Annotated in this window: 18 protein-coding genes; 11 read left to right on the top strand and 7 right to left on the bottom strand. The window is 42.9% G+C overall.

The genetic code is table 11. The annotated features are described in order from the left end of the window. Positions 1–47 precede the first annotated feature (47 nt). The 3 genes from L4D09_RS24255 to L4D09_RS24245 all read right to left on the bottom strand — a co-directional run bounded on the left by L4D09_RS24255 (position 48) and on the right by L4D09_RS24245 (position 2,130). Positions 48–962, bottom strand: coding sequence for a cation diffusion facilitator family transporter (locus L4D09_RS24255; RefSeq protein WP_428460117.1), 915 nt, complete (start codon positions 960–962; stop codon positions 48–50). A gap of 113 nt (positions 963–1,075) precedes the next feature. After that, a complete protein-coding gene (trxC, locus tag L4D09_RS24250) occupies positions 1,076–1,510 on the bottom strand; it encodes a thioredoxin TrxC (protein WP_428460116.1) in 435 nt (144 codons plus the stop codon). 164 nt (positions 1,511–1,674) lie between these two features. Further along, entirely contained in the window at positions 1,675–2,130 is a 456-nt protein-coding gene (locus L4D09_RS24245; protein ID WP_428460115.1) for a hypothetical protein, read from the bottom strand. Positions 2,131–2,482: 352 nt separating this feature from the next. On the opposite strand from L4D09_RS24245, the gene pdhA reads away from it, so the two are divergent. The 3 genes from pdhA to L4D09_RS24230 are packed head-to-tail and all read left to right on the top strand — an operon-like array spanning position 2,483 to position 5,725. Beyond that, a complete protein-coding gene (gene pdhA, locus L4D09_RS24240) occupies positions 2,483–3,571 on the top strand; it encodes a pyruvate dehydrogenase (acetyl-transferring) E1 component subunit alpha (protein WP_428460114.1) in 1,089 nt (362 codons plus the stop codon). After that, on the top strand, positions 3,564–4,547 hold the full coding sequence (locus L4D09_RS24235) for an alpha-ketoacid dehydrogenase subunit beta (RefSeq protein WP_428460113.1): 984 nt from the start codon (positions 3,564–3,566) through the stop codon (positions 4,545–4,547). Before pdhA ends, L4D09_RS24235 begins: the two co-directional genes overlap by 8 nt. Continuing rightward, positions 4,544–5,725, top strand: coding sequence for a dihydrolipoamide acetyltransferase family protein (locus tag L4D09_RS24230; RefSeq protein ID WP_428460112.1), 1,182 nt, complete (start codon positions 4,544–4,546; stop codon positions 5,723–5,725). The genes L4D09_RS24235 and L4D09_RS24230 overlap by 4 nt, the downstream gene beginning before the upstream one ends. Before the next feature lie 72 nt (positions 5,726–5,797). Here L4D09_RS24230 and L4D09_RS24225 read toward each other — a convergent pair whose 3' ends face one another. Continuing rightward, positions 5,798–7,138, bottom strand: a complete 1,341-nt coding sequence (locus tag L4D09_RS24225) for a DEAD/DEAH box helicase (RefSeq protein ID WP_428460111.1) — start codon at positions 7,136–7,138, stop codon at positions 5,798–5,800. A gap of 485 nt (positions 7,139–7,623) precedes the next feature. Between L4D09_RS24225 and L4D09_RS24220 the strand changes: the two genes are divergently transcribed. Next, complete coding sequence (locus L4D09_RS24220) at positions 7,624–7,893, top strand: hypothetical protein (protein WP_428460110.1); 270 nt, start codon at positions 7,624–7,626, stop codon at positions 7,891–7,893. 62 nt (positions 7,894–7,955) lie between these two features. Further along, positions 7,956–8,558: a DUF2238 domain-containing protein gene (locus L4D09_RS24215; RefSeq protein WP_428460109.1), complete on the top strand. Its 603-nt coding sequence runs from the start codon at positions 7,956–7,958 to the stop codon at positions 8,556–8,558. A 96-nt stretch (positions 8,559–8,654) separates the two neighbouring features. Here the strand turns inward: L4D09_RS24215 and galE are convergent, their stop codons facing one another. Next, positions 8,655–9,671, bottom strand: coding sequence for a UDP-glucose 4-epimerase GalE (galE, locus tag L4D09_RS24210; protein WP_428460108.1), 1,017 nt, complete (start codon positions 9,669–9,671; stop codon positions 8,655–8,657). A gap of 244 nt (positions 9,672–9,915) precedes the next feature. Here galE and L4D09_RS24205 point away from each other — a divergent pair, with 244 nt between their 5' ends. Further along, the gene (locus tag L4D09_RS24205; protein WP_428460107.1) at positions 9,916–10,845 is read left to right on the top strand and encodes an alpha/beta fold hydrolase; all 930 of its coding nucleotides are present in this window, start codon (positions 9,916–9,918) and stop codon (positions 10,843–10,845) included. Positions 10,846–10,964: 119 nt separating this feature from the next. Further along, positions 10,965–12,047 carry a GGDEF domain-containing protein gene (locus L4D09_RS24200; protein ID WP_428460106.1) on the top strand — a complete coding sequence of 361 codons (1,083 nt, stop codon included), beginning with the start codon at positions 10,965–10,967 and terminating at the stop codon, positions 12,045–12,047. 21 nt (positions 12,048–12,068) lie between these two features. Here the strand turns inward: L4D09_RS24200 and L4D09_RS24195 are convergent, their stop codons facing one another. Further along, positions 12,069–12,974: a LysR family transcriptional regulator gene (locus tag L4D09_RS24195; protein ID WP_428460105.1), complete on the bottom strand. Its 906-nt coding sequence runs from the start codon at positions 12,972–12,974 to the stop codon at positions 12,069–12,071. A 102-nt stretch (positions 12,975–13,076) separates the two neighbouring features. On the opposite strand from L4D09_RS24195, the gene mdlC reads away from it, so the two are divergent. From mdlC to L4D09_RS24175, 4 genes are all read left to right on the top strand, one after another. Beyond that, complete coding sequence (gene mdlC, locus L4D09_RS24190) at positions 13,077–14,672, top strand: benzoylformate decarboxylase (RefSeq protein WP_428460104.1); 1,596 nt, start codon at positions 13,077–13,079, stop codon at positions 14,670–14,672. A gap of 49 nt (positions 14,673–14,721) precedes the next feature. Beyond that, positions 14,722–15,756, top strand: coding sequence for a TRAP transporter substrate-binding protein (locus L4D09_RS24185; RefSeq protein ID WP_428460103.1), 1,035 nt, complete (start codon positions 14,722–14,724; stop codon positions 15,754–15,756). A gap of 18 nt (positions 15,757–15,774) precedes the next feature. Next, positions 15,775–17,226, top strand: coding sequence for an aldehyde dehydrogenase (locus L4D09_RS24180; RefSeq protein ID WP_428460102.1), 1,452 nt, complete (start codon positions 15,775–15,777; stop codon positions 17,224–17,226). Positions 17,227–17,330: 104 nt separating this feature from the next. Continuing rightward, on the top strand, positions 17,331–18,314 hold the full coding sequence (locus L4D09_RS24175) for a ketopantoate reductase family protein (RefSeq protein ID WP_428460101.1): 984 nt from the start codon (positions 17,331–17,333) through the stop codon (positions 18,312–18,314). A 108-nt stretch (positions 18,315–18,422) separates the two neighbouring features. Here L4D09_RS24175 and L4D09_RS24170 read toward each other — a convergent pair whose 3' ends face one another. Then, on the bottom strand, positions 18,423–19,037 hold the full coding sequence (locus L4D09_RS24170; protein WP_428460100.1) for a hypothetical protein: 615 nt from the start codon (positions 19,035–19,037) through the stop codon (positions 18,423–18,425). Positions 19,038–19,085 lie beyond the last annotated feature (48 nt).

Raw genomic sequence — 19,085 nt, 5'->3', positions numbered from 1 at the left:
TTCTAGTACCTATAATGAAATAGTGCAGTATCTTAGGTATATGTCCATTACAGCCACCTCTCCTGACCAGTAAATGTTACCGAAAGCCATGTATCACCTAGCTCGTCAGCTAACGAATCCCATAGCAGTGCACGAATTTGATCCTGACGCTTCGTTGTCCAGAACTCCCCATCTTTTACTAAGATATTGACCTCTAAATCATACTGACGCCCTGTTTTAGCAAAATGATGAGTATAATCATCAAATTGATATTGCTTTGATAGTTTAGCAATCACCCTATCCACTTTTTTCTGGACACTATCATTTGGTGCCACGAGCAATACTTCACGAAGGTTACGGCGTAATACTGAAATTGGTAAAGCGGCGGCTGCCAATGCAAGTGTTGATACTAAAATGGGGTCAATATAGCTATTCCACTGTGAGTAGCCGTAATAATCTAAAATCATCACTATCACAAAACCAACTAAAATAGCTGCGCTTAAAATGCCATCAATTAGCCATTCTTGTGAATCAACCCTGACTAACTCCGATTGCTCGCTTTTTGCAATATATGTTTCAGTAAAATAAATCGAGAAGCTGCAAAATGTCGACAAAACGGCATATACCATAGCATGCTCGATTACAATCTCATGGCCACCATTAAGCATGGCTTTTACACCGCTGATAAAGGCAAAAATACACGTAATTAGAATGAGCAAGCCATTAACAACGTTGATCAGTGGCTCAATGTGGGCATAGCCAAACTGGAAGTGTTTATCGTCAGGTTTTGAAACTAGGTAGGCGGTATACAAGCTTAAACCGGTCATTCCCATGCTAAGTAATGAGAATAAACCATCAAGTAAAATGGCATTTGAACCAACATATAACCCATAGCCGACCCCTAAGCTTGTAAGCAACACGGTACCGGCTAAAGATAATTTAAGTGCTAAACGTTCCTTACTAATTTTACGGCAAGTAGCCATAAAATCCTCCTTATTTGGGGGTGACCCCTATTAGGTAAAATTCACTAACCTCCCTTAGCAGGTTAGCCTTTTGTCTTTCTACCTATAGTACTAGCACAGTTAGCATTGTGTATTCAAGATGTTAAAGAATCATCTAACCAAGCAGAAAACTCTTTCTTTCGTAAAGCAGTATTCAACACTGCTTGCTGGCGGCCTTTTTTAAACGCAATAATCGTCGGCACACCACGAATACGATATCGTGAAACCAATGCTTTATTTTTATTAATATTCACACGGACAAAACGCACTTTGTTTGTTTTTTCTGCAGCGACTTTGTCAACAATTGGCTTAAATGTTTTACAAGGTGCGCAGTTATCACCCAAAAAAATGACTACCACAGGTACTGGCGATTGAATAATTTTTTCAAGATTAGAGCTATCAGCTTCTACTGGTTTACCGTCAAGGAGAGGCTTACGGCAATACTCACACGATACCGTATTCGAGAGAGCATTAGACGTAACTAATACCTCTTTTTTACAATGAGGACATTGGATTGAAAGGGTTTTCATAGCAATACGCGCCTAAATAAAATAATGAGCAAACCATAGGTTTCTCTTACACTTCCACAACAATAAGAAGCATGAAAAGCCGCGCATCATAACAAAGAAGGTATCAAGACAACAAGCCAGTATCTTGTGCGTATCACCCTATAGACCAAGCGAGATAAATATCACTATGGTACAGTTTTTTCTAACTGTAACCGTTCAATATCATTAAAAAAGTTAATTATTTTAGCTCGACTCACGCTGTATTCAAAATTTGCACCTTCACAAAAATCATTCGATGCCTGCAATGAAGGCGTTTTGAGCCAAATATATTGACAGCTTGCATGCTGTTCACATGCGGAATTACGTTCATTAGTTAGCTTTTGCCAATAGTTCTCGAAGTGCTTGAGGGCATAATCTAATTGCTCATAATTTTCTTCACTTAACTCTGAACGTAAAATCTTCAACTCTTCCTGCCGTTCTACCATAAACGAATTAAAAGTATCAGAGAATGAATACGTCGACGAGTCATAGCATTCATCATTAATGTACATACTTTTTTGATTTCCAGCATTACTGACACTTTCTTGAGATGTACAGGAAGCAATAACAAACATAAAGACCATGCAACCATACCGTTTCATAGCGCACCCACTGTTTTAGTTTTTATTGGAACACTTCTGTGATCTATTTTCTGATACACATGAGGTGACTAAGTAGAAGTATGTGCCAATCACTCGCCATAGGCAGCTTAACTGCTTTCATTTCTTAACAGTAATACAAGGTCGCACCTTTGCCCCTAGACCATAAAGTGTACCGAATTCTTTACTGTTAGTTATATTACTACCGTAAGCGAAGGTTAACATTTTGATTACACTTAATACTATTGAACGTACTGCACTCGTCCCTTAATGTTCGATAACCACATACAGGCTGATACGTTCGCACATTATTTGCTGTCCGCCTCTTTAGAGGCAGCAACAGAAGGAGCTTAAGATGAATGTTCAGGCTATGCCTATGCATCGCTTCATCGATCATCACGGTAAGCTTGTAAAACCACTTCCTGATTGGGCTGACATTTCAATTCTGAAGGGGTTTTATTGTGACATGGTGCTTACCCGAACTTACGACTACAAAGCCGTTGCTCTTCAACGTACAGGAAAACTCGGTACCTACCCCTCCCATTTAGGATCTGAGGCCATTGGGATTGCAATCGGTCGAGCTCTGAAACCGACTGATGTTTTTATTCCTTATTATCGCGATCTGCCCGCATTGTGGGCTCGTGGTATAGGCATGGAGAAAAATTTACAATACTGGGGAGGTGACGAAAGAGGCAGCGATTTCTCACCGGATGACCACCATTGTCGAGACCTGCCATTTTGCGTACCTATTGCAACTCAGTGTACTCATGCTGTCGGTGTCGCTGCAGCCTTAAAAATTCAGGGGCAGCATCAAGCGGCATTAGTAACGTGTGGGGATGGAGCGACATCTAAGGGTGACTTTTTAGAATCGTTGAACTGCGCAGGGGTGTGGAATGTTCCACTTGTCTTCGTGATAAATAACAACCAATGGGCAATTTCAGTTCCAAGATCTATTCAGTGCGGTGCTGAGCAGCTCGCCGATAAAGCAAAGGGGGCTGGTATTAATGGCATTACCGTTGATGGTAACGATATTGTCGCCATGTTTGACGCTGTATTGTCCAGCCTTGATAAAGCACGCAAAGGAAAAGGCTCAACATTAATTGAGGCAGTTAGTTATCGCTTAAGCGATCATACCACTGCAGATGATGCCAGCCGTTACAGAAGTGACGATGAACTTCAACAAGCTTGGCAGTTTGACCCCGTATCAAGACTCAAACAATTCCTTATTGAACAAGGCAACTGGACCGAGGATGACGACGAACAGTGGCTTCTTCACTGTAAAGGCGTTGTTGAACAAGCAATTGAAAAATATCAGTCTCTTATCCAACAAGCACCTGAATCTGCATTCGATTATCTGTATGAATCTTTAGACCCCGATCTCCACAAGCAACGCGATTTAATCATAAATAAAGCAATGCGAATACAAGGAGATAAAAATGGCTGAATTAACGTTATTAGAAGCGGTCAACCTCGCATTGCATCATGAAATGGCTCATAACCCTGACGTTATCGTTTTGGGTGAAGATGTCGGTGACAACGGTGGTGTATTTCGTGCAACGGTTGGACTCAAAGAAAAATACGGCTGCAAGCGTGTTATCGACTCCCCACTGGCGGAGGCATTAATTGCCGGTGTCACTGTCGGTATGGCAAGCCAAGGTCTACGCCCTGTCGCCGAATTTCAATTCCAAGGGTTTGTTTTCCCCGCGATGGAGCATTTAATGTGTCACGCAGCAAGGCTTCGTAATCGCACACGGGGCAGACTGACCTGCCCGGCCGTCTTTCGAGCACCATTTGGTGGTGGGATCCATGCACCTGAACATCACTCTGAAAGCATTGAAGCTTTATTCGCTCATATCCCAGGGATTAAAGTTGTGGTTCCATCCTCCCCACAACGTGCTTACGGCCTATTACTAGCGTCAATCAGAAGCAATGATCCCATTATGTTTTTTGAACCAAAACGTATTTACCGTACAGTGAAGTCTGAAGTTGAAGACAATGGTACGGCATTGCCACTTGATTCATGCTTTACACTGCGAAAAGGACGTGATTTAACTTTAGTGACATGGGGAGCATGCGTGGTGGAATCATTGCAAGCCGCGTCAGCATTATCAAAGGTTGGCATTGAAGTTGAAGTGCTTGACCTCGCGTCAATCAAGCCTATTGATATGGCATCAATTATTGCCTCGCTTGAAAAAACAAATCGTCTATTAGTCGTGCATGAAGCCAGTCAAACCTGCGGAGTGGGTGCAGAAATCCTTGCCCGCGCCTCTGAACAAGCCATGTGCCTGTTAAAAGCTCCACCAAAACGTATTACGGGTACTGACACCATCATGCCTTACTACCGCAATGAAGACTATTTCATGATCCAAGAAGAAGACATTGTGGCAGCAGCTAAAGAACTTGTGGAGGGTTGGAAATGAAATCATTCAACTTACCAGATTTAGGCGAAGGACTTGCCGAATCAGAAATCATTCAATGGCATGTCAATACTGGCGATCACGTAGAAATAGACCAAGTGATTTTAACGGTAGAAACGGCCAAAGCAACTGTAGAAGTCCCAGCACCATATAGCGGCACAATCATAAACCGCTACGGTAATGAAGGCGATGTTATTAGCATTGGTAGCTTGCTGATTGAAATTGAAGAGTCTGTTACCGCGTCACAGTCAATCGATGCTCAGACAAACAAGCATTCTCACACCAATGTAATACCAGAAAAGAAAGCCGATGCTGCAACTGTTGTTGGTAACGTATCACAGCAGAGTCATCAGGTTAAGGTTGATGAATTTTGGATTGGCAATGAACACCACCAGCAACACTACGAACAACTAACGGCCATGCCTTCTGCTCGCTTATTAGCTAAAAAGCTTGGTGTCGATCTGGGGGCTATTTCAGGTTCTGGCCCAGATGGGCTTATTGTCGATGCTGATGTGTACAACGCCTGTGACAAACAATTACCAGGCACTGAGGTTTTAAAAGGCGCTCGGCGTTCAATGGTAGCTGCCATGGCTGCGTCACACCAGCATGTTGCCGCTGTGACAATTACTGAAGAGGCAGTACTAGATCATTGGGGGGAAGGTGAAGATATTACATGCCGGTTAGTACAAGCCATCGTCTCTGCTTGTCAGCAAGAGCCAGCCCTAAATGCATGGTTTGATGCTGAAACCATGACTCGGTGCCTGCACAGTACCGTGAATATTGGGATTGCAGTAGATAGCCAACATGGGCTATATGTGCCCGTTTTACGACATGCTGACGAATTTAGCAGCAAAGGCATTCGTCAATGGGTTGATAAAACCGTCTCAGGTATTCGAGAGCGAAAAATCGCAAGAGAGCAGTTGCAGCATGCCACGATTACGCTTTCTAACTTTGGTGCTATCGCAGGTATTTACGCTACGCCTGTCGTTACACCACCGCAAGTCGCGATTATAGGTGCGGGTAGAATAATAAAAAAAGTAGTATTAAGAGAACAGATCCCCAGTGAGATTAGCGTCATGCCACTATCAATGACGTTCGATCACAGGGCTTGTACCGGAGGGGAAGCGGCTAGGTTCATCAAGATTGTCGTTAAACATCTAGAGCAAGCTACCGTTCAGTAGAAAGAACCGATATTTTAAATACAAAAATGCCAGTCAGTGACTGGCATTTTTTATTCCACATTTGAAGATAAATTAATCTTCAGCAGATGGTGTAGCTGGCTTTTTCTTTTTAGGCATAAAGACGTTATCACCCACAGCAACATTATCGTAAAAGCGCTTATCAACCTTCTTCTTAGGCTTCGCCGCTTTTGTCGCCTGCTTCGCTGCAGGTTTTTTACCTGTTGGTTTCTTCTTAACGAACTTTTTCTTAGGTGCTGGTTTCAGCCCTTTAAACTTACCTTTAAGATCTTCATATTCAGAGAAACTAATCTCTTGCTGTAGGAACGCCTCAACGTTCTTAAAGCTCTTCCAGTCTTTAGGGCCAACAAGCGAAATTGCATCACCTTTATTACCCGCACGACCCGTACGACCAATGCGGTGAACATATTCTTCAGCATGCTTTGGCATATCGAAGTTAATTACGTGAGACACCTTATCGATATCTAGACCACGCGATGCAACATCAGTCGTCACCAGAATCTTATGACAGTCACGTTCGAACTGACTCATGATGCTGTTACGTTGTGTTTGGTTCATATCACCGCTTAACGCCACAGCTTTCAGTTTACGTTCATTCAGTTCGTTTGTTAGACGCTCAGTATCTGCACGGGTAGCCGTGAAAATGATAACCTGATTGTAATTTTCAGTTTCTAACACTTTATCAAGCAAAGCTTGCTTATGATCAAGGTGATCACACAGCATAAAGCGTTGAGTAATATCAGTGTGCTCTTCTGCTGAGTGACCAACAGAAAGACGCTTAGGTGCATTTAGCATGTCAGCAGCAATGCCAACAACATCAGTATGGTCTAGCGTTGCAGAGAACATTAGTGTCTGACGACGACGGTGGTTAGCCGCTTCATGAATACGACGCAATTGAGGTTCAAAACCCAAATCAAGCATACGGTCTGCTTCATCAAGAATCAGCATTTCAAGACCATCAAGGTGCGTACTACGATGCTCAAGGTGATCAGCCAAACGTCCAGGCGTTGCAATCACAAACATTGGGTCATTTTTCAATGCTTTTACTTGATCATTGAAGTTTTCACCACCAACAATCAATGTACCATCATAAGGTGTGCCCGCGTTTAACGTACGAAGCTGAGCGAAAACTTGCTTAGCCAATTCACGTGTAGGTGTTAATACCAAAATGCGTGGGTCACGGCGAGTGAATGGCTTAGAACGATACATGCGTTGCATCGCTGGCAATAAGAATGCCAGCGTTTTACCAGAGCCCGTTTTTGACGAGGCCAGCACATCTTTACCGAGGATCCCCACAGGAATGGCGGTTTGTTGAATTTCAGTTGGTTTATTGAACGCCAAGTGGTCTAGTTTTTTTAACAGGCGCTGGTCTAATCCAAGATCTTTAAAATGCAAAATGGTGCTCCGGTAATAATGCTTTTAGTAAGCAAAGAATAATACAGTTCTACCAAGCTGTGATGAAAATCACACACAGCTAAATCTGGTAAGCAGAGCATTATAGCACAAATCTTTTCAGTGACACGCTAATCACACACTTTTAGCTTTATTTCATAGGCATAAAACTAAAACACTGTTCATTACATTTCAACGTTAGCCCTTATTTCTTAATAGAGTTCACATAATTGTCGTAAAGTGACCTACCAAACATCCATACGAATCAATAAAGTCTCCCTGTGAAATTAACTATTTGTCGACTTACCATTATTGGTAAACCTCTTACCTTCGTTAATCCCCTGTAAATTAACAAGGTAAGAGGATTTTTTTATATCCATAACTAATCCACATTACCTATTATGCAAAATACCGATCGTCGTATATACGAAACAAAACAACACGTTAAATTGCAAGATTTAAGAAGTTTGCATCATGGTCATAAATGCGTGAATGATGTCGACCTAAACAGTCAACAAAGACTCGATAAGATGATTATCGAGTCAAGCAAACTACTTTCTAACCACAAGAAGCTTGCCACTCAAGCTAATAAGCCAACTGTCAACCTTGCAGCCCTACCAGCATGCAACAGTCCACCCCATAAGAAGCTTGAGTCATATGAACAACGAATAAAGAAACTAAAATTAGCAAACACCTTACTTTCTTTACTTATCTCAAGCGAGGAAGAAATTGATGGTATTGAAAGTCACGTCAGTTAACAGAGGTTCAAACCGCAATGTGCTAATCTCTATTAACACACTATGAGTAGGTCATTGAATCTATGATAAAAAAAAGTTATCACTATACTCCTGCCCTCTTATTTTTAATTGTACTAACTGTGATCATTTGGTCAGGGTTAAACCCTGTTTTCCCCGATGTCTGGATTGCAGAAATTATTCCAGTCGTACTTATCCTCGCCCCGCTAGTTATTACGTATCGATTTTTCCAATTTTCCAATACCGCGTATCTTTTAATTACGATTTGGATGACGCTGCATACTATCGCTGCACATTACACGTTTGCTAACGTTCCTTTCGATTGGTTTAACGATTTCATCGGTTCTGAGCGTAATAATTTTGACCGTGTAGCTCACTTCTCTATTGGGCTGTACGCGTTCCCAATTGCCGAGTTCCTTGTTCGTAAAGATCACTGCAAACCTGTTATCGCGTCATTATTTGCCTTATGTGCAATTATGGCTGTGGCTGCTGGGTATGAAATCATCGAGTGGTGGTACGCCGAACTCGCTGGCGGTGATGCTGGTATTGAGTTTCTAGGAAGTCAGGGCGATATCTGGGATGCACAAAAAGATATGTTGGCAGATACGCTTGGAGCAATTACAAGTTTAATTCTGTTTTCAATCACTAAGCCTTACAAAACGAAGTAAAACCATACGAGTCACCTCTTATCAAAAAAGGCCGTTACACTTTCAACTATAAAGAGTTAATGTGTAACGGCCTTTCTAACTATAAATATTATCTAATTATAAATCAGGATAACCCGTCGGGTTAGCCGACTGCCAACGCCACGTATCTGTAGTCATGTCTTCAATAGTGCGCGTAGCTTCCCAATGAAGCTCAGCTTTTGCTTTAGCAGGATCAGCCCAACACTCTGCAATATCACCAGGACGACGAGGAGCAATTTGATATGCTACGTCAACACCCGCTGACTCAGAAAATGCTTTAACCATCTGCAACACACTAAAGCCGTTACCAGTACCTAGGTTATAGATATGCAGACCCGCATCTTTACCTTTGTGGTTTAATGCCGCTAGGTGACCATCTGCTAAATCAAGAACATGAATGTAATCACGAACACCCGTTCCATCAACCGTCGAGTAGTCGTCACCAAAGACAGATAAGAACTCACGACGACCAACTGCAACCTGAGAAATAAATGGCATCAGGTTATTAGGAATACCTTGCGGATCTTCACCCATTTCACCTGACTGGTGAGAACCTACAGGATTGAAATAACGCAGTAATGTAATGCTCATTTCTGGATGTGCTTTTTGAATATCACTTAAGCACTCTTCAACCATCAATTTGCTACGCCCATAGGGGTTAGTCGCACTGGTTGGGAAATCCTCGGTAATAGGCACAGTCGCAGGGTCGCCATATACGGTTGCAGAAGAGCTGAAGATAAGGCTATTTACGCCAGCAGCACGCATCGCTTCCACTAGCACCAAAGTACCGTGTACATTGTTATCATAATACTCTAACGGCTTTTCAACTGACTCACCCACCGCCTTTAAACCAGCAAAATGAATAACAGATTCAACATTTGTTTCTGCTAACACCTTATCTAAGAATGCACGGTCACGAATGTCACCTTGGTAAAATGCAGGCATTATCCCAGTCAATTTTTCAATACGGGCCAGTACTGATTCTTTACTGTTATATAAATTATCAACAATAACAGGTGTCATACCCGCTTCAATCATTTGTACACATGTATGGCTACCAATGTAACCCATGCCGCCTGTAACTAGAACACGCATGCATCTCTCCCTAACTTAACTGACTAATACTCAAATAATTGTATATCAATAATTTGTTACTGCGCTAAAACTATCATATCTTGGCACTAATAAAAAATAGCCACAAAATTAAGATGTATAAATACCGCTAAATGACTCTAATCTAGACAATATCTTACTTATCGTGGCGATTTTCCAGCATTGAAATAGCAATAAAACACCGTATAATATCGTCATTCATTTTTGTTAAGTAAAGATTATGCTTATGACCTTTAGACCTTATTTACTCCGCTATGCCATTATCGCCATGTTAACGCTGATTATTTCTGGCTGCGAACTGGTTGATTGGAAAGCTAAGCATGATAAAGATGCACTCAGCGACGCTGGCTACCAAGAACATTTCCTACCACTAAAAGAAGGCGGAACAATCAAATATTGGGTAGGAGGTTCAGGCGAGCCGCTTCTTTTGCTTCATGGTTTTGGCGGAACCGCTATTTCAACGTGGAAAAATGAAATGTTAGCCTTAAACCAACATTATCAGATTATTGCCCCTGATTTACCTTGGTTTGGTGACTCATACAGCGAAGGCACTCCAAACCTCACCACTCAAACAGAAGCCGTATGGCAAATACTGGATGCTCTAAACATTGAACAGGTCAATGTCGCCGGTATTTCATACGGTGGTTTTGTTACCTATAACATGATGACAAAGCCAGAGCGTGTTAAAAAAGGGGTTATTATTGCCAGCCCTGGCCCACTTTTTAGCGACGATGATTTAGCCGACTTATGTGTTCGTGCTGGCGTTGATCAGCCTGAGAATCTCTTTGTACCAGAGAATCAACAGGAAGTAAGGCGACTTTTTGAACATGTTTTCGTTGAACCTAAAAAGATGCCTGACTTTGTTGCAGAGCAGATATACGACAGTTATTTCTCTCCATATAAAAATGAAAAAAGACTGTTAATACAATCACTTAATATTGATAGAGACCGTATAGCACACTACCCGCCAGCACAACTCCCGCCGAGCTTGCTTATTTGGGGTGACAGTGATCAAATTTTTCCGTTGAAAAATGGCCTTTCTTTAAGTCAATATATGAACTCTGCTATCATCGTCATACCTAATACAGGCCATGGTGTGACTAACGAGCAACCCGAAACCGTCACTAAGCTACTGAAATCATACATAGGTGGATAGTTAGCAGACCTTTGTCACAGATCAACCAATTACATATTTTTCATAGAAAAATTAGACACAGGTTTCATCCTAGCTTATGCTAGCCCAGCCAATGCATGCAGTTGCTCATTGGTTGGATTATGCTTTATCAAGGATGTACCTATACCGTGGCGATAGTTATTAAAAGCTCACAGCTTAAATCAGACAATACTGCTTACATTGAGCTCAGCAAAGAAACACTTCAGTATCAATTGACAGTGTTATTTCCAGCAACAGGACTCATTAGCTTAATTATTGCCTTTACCTATTTTGTATCAGAATCTTCAATTGAATCGACAAACTTCATTACAGCAGTTACCGCTGCATTTCTTTCATTTTTTCTGTCTAATGCCAATAAACGTAATGTAAATCCCTACGCTCTAATTTGGCTATTTATCCTTTATACCACGGCAATTTGCGTATATGACCTATATACAAACTCGGCCCAACTTATTTCGCACACCATAGCGTTAACCATTCCTTTACTTTGCTTCTTCGCTTTGAAACACCAGTACGCGTGGTGGTACAGCTTGTTGTTTGGCATATATTATATTGTGGCAAGTAGCGCAGATTTGATATCAAAAGAGGTCCAAATCACCGAAGCACTAAGGAATATTAGCGCATACGCAATGGTGCTGGTCATGGCCTATTTATTAGCACAGCACCGAAATGAAGCGATATCGAGAGTTAAGAAAACGGCAACGACTGACTTTCTTACTGCACTGCATAACCGTAAAGGTATCGAAGCTATCTACTTACATGAAGCGTACCGTAGTAATCGTTATCTTCGAGACCTAACACTGGTATTAATAGATATTGATAATTTAAAAGAAATTAATGACCGCTACAGCCTAGAGGTTGGTGATCAAGCCCTTATGATGTTATCAAAGTGCTTACAAGAAAAAACACGGCATTCTGATCACATTGCAAGAATAGGTAGCCAAGAGTTTTGCCTTCTACTCCCTGACACTGAAATTGATCAAGCTGAACTTTTTGTTCAAAAACTGAAAAGTGAAATTAACAACTGGCAGTTAGAATTAGAAAGCGGTCATAGTATCTCAATTACCGTTAGTATCGGTCTCACACAAGTAGAATTTCAAAACTTTAGCCTTGACTATATAAAAGCTGACAGCGCCCTACAGCGCGCAAAAAATTGGGGCCGAGATCAGATTGCGATTGGTTAATGGTATTCTTACGCGTTCACGTCAGTCTTCACTAAGCTCTTCGAGTGCCTGAGTTATCACTTCGCGGAACCAGACCAAAGAAGGAGGTTGCACATTCCGTTTTTGCCAAAAAAGTGCAACCTCAACTTCTGGAACATTAAACGGCAGTGAAAAGATCTTCAGTGGCGTCATCTCACTGAATGCATGTGCAATTTTGAATGGCAGTATTACCATCAAGTCCGTTTGCTTTAGCAACGAAGGTAAAATGGAAAAATGAGATAACACCAAGCTGGTCTTTCGCTGTAGTCCCATCCCGGCCATAACATCTTCCGCCAGCCCATGACCTAGGCTTCGAGAGACTAAAGCGTGTTTCTGGTTGATAAATTGCTCGATCGTTAATTCATCACAGTCAGGCGCAAACTGTTTGTTCATAACGCAAACATAACGTTCTTTTAATATGACACGCCTTTCAATATTATCGCCTAATATGGGCTGGCTACATATAACAGCATCTACCTTTCCGGTCGACATCCATTCATTTAATTTATCTATTTCTAACGGTAACACTTCGAGCTCTACCTTCGGCGCCTCTTCCTGTAATTTCTTGTAAATATTGGGTAGTAGTGCCATTTCACCCAAATCTGTCATGGCCACAGTAAAACGCTTATCTGTCGTTAACACATCAAACTTCTTAGCACTCTCGACCGTCGACTCGATCTGCTGAAGTGAATTACTTAGCACACCGTAAAGCTGTTTGGCATATACGGTCGGCTCCATCCCCTCCTTTGTCCTAAGAAACAATCGGTCGTTGAATAACTCTCTTAACCTAGACAATGCATAACTAACAGAAGGTTGAGTGACATACAGTTTATCAGCGGCAAGTGTCACACTTCTCGCTTCATACAAGGTAACAAAAGTTCTGATGAGATTGAGATCAATATTAGACAAAAATAAATACCATCTATTTCAATTAGAAATACTATCAATTTGATTAATTAGAACAGAATTCATATTGTAGTTGCAACATTTACATAACAAGAAGATCACAAAATGCCAACCGTTCAGTCAGCTACTTACTCTTTACTCCGGAAACAAGGTATAACCAAGGTTTTCGGTAACCCTGGTTCGAATGAACTGCCGTTTCTAAAGAATTTTCCTGAAGACTTTGAGTATATTTTGGGACTGCACGAAGGTGTGGTTCTCGGGATAGCCGATGGGTATGCACTTTCTAGCGGCGAACCAGCATTTATCAACCTACACGCAGCAGCTGGGACTGGCAACGCTATGGGGGCTCTGACTAACGCATGGTACTCTCACTCTCCGTTGGTTATCACTGCAGGTCAACAAGCTCGATCATTGATCGGTGTTGAATCAATGTTAGCTAACGTTGATGCGACTCAGCTACCACGCCCCTTAGTAAAATGGAGTTATGAACCTTCTTGGTCAGGCGATGTGCCGCGCGCATTAAGCCAGGCCATTCATATGGCGAACCAACCTGCGCGTGGACCTGTTTATGTTTCAATACCACATGATGATTGGCAGCAGGATATTGACGACGATGCGCTCTTACTCACAGACCGTGACGTTGTCACTGCTGGGCAGCCCTCAAGCCTTCAATTAAGTGGCTTAGCAGACAGGTTGAACAAAGCAACGAATCCAGTTCTTGTTCTTGGACCCGATGTCGATGCATATCAAGCCAACGCCTTAGCCGTTGAGCTAGCAGAAAAAATTGCTGCACCAGTATGGATCGCCCCATCCGCACCACGATGTCCATTCCCGACTCGCCACCCATGCTTCCGTGGAGTATTGCCTGCCGCTGTTGCTGGAATATCAACAATGCTAGAAGGACATGACCTTATCATGGTCATTGGTGCCCCCGTGTTTCGCTACCACCAACATGCGCCGGGACGCTACCTACCAAGCGGTGCCAAATTAATCCACCTTACATGCGATCTTCAGGAAGCAGCAAGAGCCCCAATGGGCGACGCTTTAGTCGGTAACATCAGTGAGATGATGACGAGTCTACTGAAAGAGACCAAACGGGTTGACCGGGAAATGCCTGTTCCTTTATCAGTTCCCACTCTCTATCCAGATACAGACTCAGAGGAAAGTCCATTAGCGCCCGAGGTTGTATTTGATGAATTAAATGCATTGGCGCCAGAAGATGCCATTTATGTCAAAGAATCCACTTCAACGGTAACAGCGTTCTGGCAACGAGTTGAGATGCGCCACCAAGGTAGCTACTACTTCCCCGCAGCAGGTGGACTTGGATTTGGACTACCCGCAGCAGTCGGCGTGCAGCTTGCCCAGCCAGATAGACAAGTGATTGGAATCATCGGTGACGGCTCGGCCAATTATGCTATCACTGCGCTTTGGACTGCGGCCCAATATCAAATTCCCGTTATCTTCATCATTCTAAAAAATGGCACCTATGGAGCATTGCGCTGGTTCTCCCGTATTTTAGATGCTGAAGACTCACCTGGACTAGATGTACCCGGGTTGGATTTCTGTGCAATAGCGAAAGGGTACGGCGTAAAAGCTGTTGAAGTCACAAGTCGAGAGTCACTGAGAAGTGAACTTAAAGAGGCTCTGAAATCAAAGCAACCTGTTGTGCTCGAAATACCAACGACAACAATTGAACCTTGATTGAGCAGCGTACTTTTATTCAAGAATGACCCAACAAACAAGGAAAACAATGATGAAAAAAGTGATGAAAAAAATCATTCCGAATTTTCTTCTGGCGGCATCACTCGCAATGACTACTAGTCATGCTTATGCAGGACAAACACTTCGTTTTGCACATTTTTGGCCATCAACATCTGCTGTTCATAATGAAATATTTGATACGTGGGCCAAGAGCGTTGAAAAAGCCTCAGGTGGGGAACTGAAAGTAAACCTATATCCATCGCAAACACTCTTAAAAGCAGCACAATCTTATGATGGAACGGTAAACGGCATCGCCGATATAACAGCCACCGTACAGGGTTATTCTGCTGGGAGATTTCCACTTTCCGAGATAACTCAACTTCCAGGGATAACAGAATCTGCATTACAAGGTGCRTGCATTCTTCAAACACTCTACGACACGGGGAAAATTGATCAAGAATACAATGATACACATGTACTGTTCATGTTTACCACTGGTCCCGCTTACCTCCACACCAGTAAAAAAGAAATCAAAACACCTAATGATCTTATAGGCCTAAGAATGCGCCGTCCAAATGAAGTGACTGGCGCGCTACTGGCTCAAATGGGCGCCTCCCCGGTTGGCATTCCAGCGCCAGGGATCTATGAAGCGATGGAGCGAGGTGTTGTGGATGGGCTCAGTTTTCCATTTGAAGCAATGAAGGTTTTCCGTATCAATGATCTGTCGAATTATCACCTTCAGATCCCCTATGCCAGCGGCATCTTTGTGGCAACGATGAACAAACGTACTTATGACCGTCTTACGCCTGAAATGAAGACTGTGATAGATGAACACAGTGGTATGGAATGGGCTATGAAAGCTGCTCAAGTTTTCAACCGCTTAGATCAAGAAGGGCTACAAGAAGCAAAGGCACAAGGCGATACGATCCACGTGGTTAACGATCCTTTGAATAATCCTGATTGGGGCTCTCCACTTAAGGAAGGTACAGAGCGTTATTTAGAGCGAATAGAAAAAAATGGGAAAACAACGGCGCGTGAAGTCTACCAGACCGCTTTTGGGCTTCGTGAACAGTGTGCATCGTAAACAACAATAGGAATAATCATGAAAAAAATAGAGCTAATTATCGATGGTGAGAATCGTCCAGCGACTCAAAATGCCACTTATATCCGTTGTAACCCTTTCAACAATGAACCTGTCACCGAGGCCGCGGCAGCATCGGCTATCGATGCCAAAGAAGCGGCTGATTCTGCAGAAGAAGCCTTCAAAACTTGGTCACAATCTACTGTTGGCGAGCGACGTATTAAACTTCTCAAAGCCGCTGATATAATGGAGTCTTATAAGGACGAATTTATTCACGTTATGGTTGCCGAAACAGGTGCAACGCCAACCTGGGCTGGGTTTAACGTTATGGTGGCTGCTGGAATTTTACGTGAGGCAGCCTCTCTTACAAGCCAGATAGGCGGTGAAATCATTCCCTCGAATGTTCCACAGAATATGGCTATGGGTATACGTGTACCCTGTGGCGTCGTACTCGGTATCGCGCCATGGAATGCTCCGATCATTCTTGGCACTCGTGCTATAGCCACTCCAATCGCCTGCGGTAACACCGTTGTTTTAAAAGCATCAGAGCAGTGTCCTGCAACCCACCAATTGATTGGCGAAGTACTCGTCAAAGCTGGTTTAGGCGATGGTATCGTTAATGTAATCACCAACGCACCAGAACAGGCAGCGAGTGTGGTAGAAACATTAATCGAGCACAAAAGTGTACGCCGTATTAATTTCACAGGATCGACCAATATTGGTCGTATTATTGCTGAAAAAGCAGCTATCCACTTGAAACCAGCGCTGCTTGAGCTAGGTGGTAAAGCTCCTTTAATCGTACTTGATGACGCTGACTTAGACGCAGCCGTTGATGCAGCCGCATTTGGGGCATTTTTCAACCAAGGTCAAATTTGTATGTCTACCGAGCGATTAATTGTCGTCGATTCGATTGCTGATGAATTTGCCCAAAAATTAGCTGAAAAAGCAAAAAGCCTGAAAGCAGGCGACCCTCTCGACAACAACAATGCTCTCGGCACACTCATTTCTCAACAAGCGGGTAGTAAACTAAATACCCTCATTGATGATGCTACAAGCAAGGGGGCAAACCTGTTATCCGGTGGTTATGCTGAAGGGGTGATCATGCAGGCAACATTAATCGATAACGTAACTTCTGATATGCGCCTATATAACGAAGAATCCTTCGGCCCTGTGGTAGCTATGATCCGAGTCAAAAACGAAGTCCAAGCCATCCAGATCGCCAACGACAGCGAATATGGCCTTTCAGCTGCGGTATTCAGCCGGGATATCCCCCGTGCAATTGCTGTAGCCAATAAAATTGAGTCTGGCATCTGCCATATCAATGCCCCCACAGTACACGACGAACCTCAAATGCCATTTGGTGGCGTTAAGGCCAGCGGCTATGGTCGGTTTGGCGGAAAAGCGGGAATTGAGGAGTTTACTGAAAACCGCTGGATGACGATTCAGCTAGGGCCAAGGCACTATCCAATTTAACCTACCCCTGAAAGGTTAATGTTCGCTCATATACGTCAGCTCATTTATCGAGCTTGACGTATTACTGCTTATCGAAGTAATACCCCAAAAAACGGAACACAATCATGTTTGAGTTATGGAATGACAATAATAGCGACACAGTGGAAGGATGCAAAGATCCTCATATTATAGTTGTCGGAGCTGGAGCGATGGGCTGCTATTTTGGGGGGATACTCCTTCAAGCTGGGCATCAGTTAACATTTATCGATGTAGATCAATACACGATTGAAGCCATCAATCATCAAGGTTTAATCCTTGAAACCGATGCCGGCCAATGTACAGTGCTCGCCACCGCAGCACTTGCAAAAAACGTACAGAAGCCTGCAGATCTCGTGGTGCTGTTTACCAAAACACTTCACACTGAAGCCGCGATGGCATCCATTCACCACCTACTTACCCCTAATACAGTGATTTTATCGTTACAGAATGGTCTTGGTAACGCAGAAAAGATCGCGAAATACCATGACAAATCACGTATTGCCATTGGCACAACTCTAGTACCTGCAGACCTACAGGCTCCAGGTCATGTTGTTTCACACGGCCCTTCAAGTTCACGCCTAATGGATGTAAATACCCAGAGCCCTGACTGGGTTGATGCACTTGTCACTTTGCTTAACAAAGCAGGCCTCAACACAGAACGAGACTTAGATATTCACTCGGTGGTTTGGTCTAAAGTCGCTTTTAATGCTGCGCTAAATGCTATTTCTGCCGTAGCAGGTGCAACACCAGGTCAAATTGGCTCGATAGATTATTCGGTTGAGTTAGCCCGCAATATAGTGCATGAAACCTGCCTAGTCGGCCAAGCGACGGGAATAGTTCTTGATGAAGCATATATATGGAAGACTGTTGAAATGGCTATGCAATCACACCCGAACCATAAGCCCTCAATGATGCAAGATATCGAACATGGGCGGGAAACCGAGATCGAAGCAATAAACGGAGCGATTGTCGCAAGCGGTGAACAACTCGGTGTTGCCACCCCTGTAAACCAAACCCTTTACCAGCTAGTTAAACTGAAAGAATTCATTGTAAAGGATACTCCTGCATAGATATTTATGCATAGAGACTTAAGCGTAGATACTTATGCGTAGATACTTAAGCATTCACTCTACCTCGTGTGTAACGATTCTCTCAACCTGCGGCATTTCGGCCGCAGATTACTTTGATGGCTGCCAACTAAATTGTCCATCAAACTCAACACACTCTAAGACCGCACTTTTCGCATTTTCTATATATATTTGCTGCTGTGCTGATACAGGATAGTTTAAATACTCGGAACATTTTGCACTTTGCCCTGCCCCCACGACGACTTTAGTTCCCGGTTTAAGTTTACAGCTAATCATTTTATCTAAAGGCGACCATTGGTAGCATATTTCGTAATCTTCACGGTATTTTGCAATACTGCCTTTAGGCGTACTAAATGCCCACCACTGCCCCAGTTTACTCGCGGGATTAGTACTATTCCATGCACGGCTTATGACAATTTTTGTATGCTCTTGGCTGATATACACTTGTCCAGAGCAAAGCCCACCTTCATCAGGCGCGCCCAGTGCCTTGTGTAACAAGTTATCGTCATCAATCGGTTTAAAGTCATTAGCCAAAGCACCGGAAATATATGTATCACCGATACATTTTTGTTCAGCGATAGCGTGTTGTTTCGAAATAGATTCGTGATCAGATATAGATCGATGCTCAACGATAGGTTGATTGTTAGTATTAGTGGTACACCCCACTAATAAAATAAAAGATACTTGTATTACGTTAGTCTTCACAACATTTCTCCCTTAATGATTTTATGACTAACAGGTCTCCTACTTCAT

Origin of the sequence: Photobacterium makurazakiensis, from assembly GCF_050336715.1 — a bacterium.
In the GTDB taxonomy this organism is placed as follows: domain Bacteria; phylum Pseudomonadota; class Gammaproteobacteria; order Enterobacterales; family Vibrionaceae; genus Photobacterium; species Photobacterium makurazakiensis.
This window is presented reverse-complemented; position numbering and strand designations above follow the sequence as displayed.

What these genes read in the sequence shown, in the direction of transcription:
- L4D09_RS24255 (WP_428460117.1), bottom strand. Translation starts at nt 962, where the DNA reads ATGGCTACTTGCCGTAAAATTAGTAAGGAACGTTTAGCACTTAAATTA.
- trxC (WP_428460116.1), bottom strand. Translation starts at nt 1,510, where the DNA reads ATGAAAACCCTTTCAATCCAATGTCCTCATTGTAAAAAAGAGGTATTA.
- L4D09_RS24245 (WP_428460115.1), bottom strand. Translation starts at nt 2,130, where the DNA reads ATGAAACGGTATGGTTGCATGGTCTTTATGTTTGTTATTGCTTCCTGT.
- pdhA (WP_428460114.1), top strand. Translation starts at nt 2,483, where the DNA reads ATGAATGTTCAGGCTATGCCTATGCATCGCTTCATCGATCATCACGGT.
- L4D09_RS24235 (WP_428460113.1), top strand. Translation starts at nt 3,564, where the DNA reads ATGGCTGAATTAACGTTATTAGAAGCGGTCAACCTCGCATTGCATCAT.
- L4D09_RS24230 (WP_428460112.1), top strand. Translation starts at nt 4,544, where the DNA reads ATGAAATCATTCAACTTACCAGATTTAGGCGAAGGACTTGCCGAATCA.
- L4D09_RS24215 (WP_428460109.1), top strand. Translation starts at nt 7,956, where the DNA reads ATGATAAAAAAAAGTTATCACTATACTCCTGCCCTCTTATTTTTAATT.
- galE (WP_428460108.1), bottom strand. Translation starts at nt 9,671, where the DNA reads ATGCGTGTTCTAGTTACAGGCGGCATGGGTTACATTGGTAGCCATACA.
- L4D09_RS24205 (WP_428460107.1), top strand. Translation starts at nt 9,916, where the DNA reads ATGACCTTTAGACCTTATTTACTCCGCTATGCCATTATCGCCATGTTA.
- L4D09_RS24200 (WP_428460106.1), top strand. Translation starts at nt 10,965, where the DNA reads ATGCTTTATCAAGGATGTACCTATACCGTGGCGATAGTTATTAAAAGC.
- mdlC (WP_428460104.1), top strand. Translation starts at nt 13,077, where the DNA reads ATGCCAACCGTTCAGTCAGCTACTTACTCTTTACTCCGGAAACAAGGT.
- L4D09_RS24180 (WP_428460102.1), top strand. Translation starts at nt 15,775, where the DNA reads ATGAAAAAAATAGAGCTAATTATCGATGGTGAGAATCGTCCAGCGACT.
- L4D09_RS24175 (WP_428460101.1), top strand. Translation starts at nt 17,331, where the DNA reads ATGTTTGAGTTATGGAATGACAATAATAGCGACACAGTGGAAGGATGC.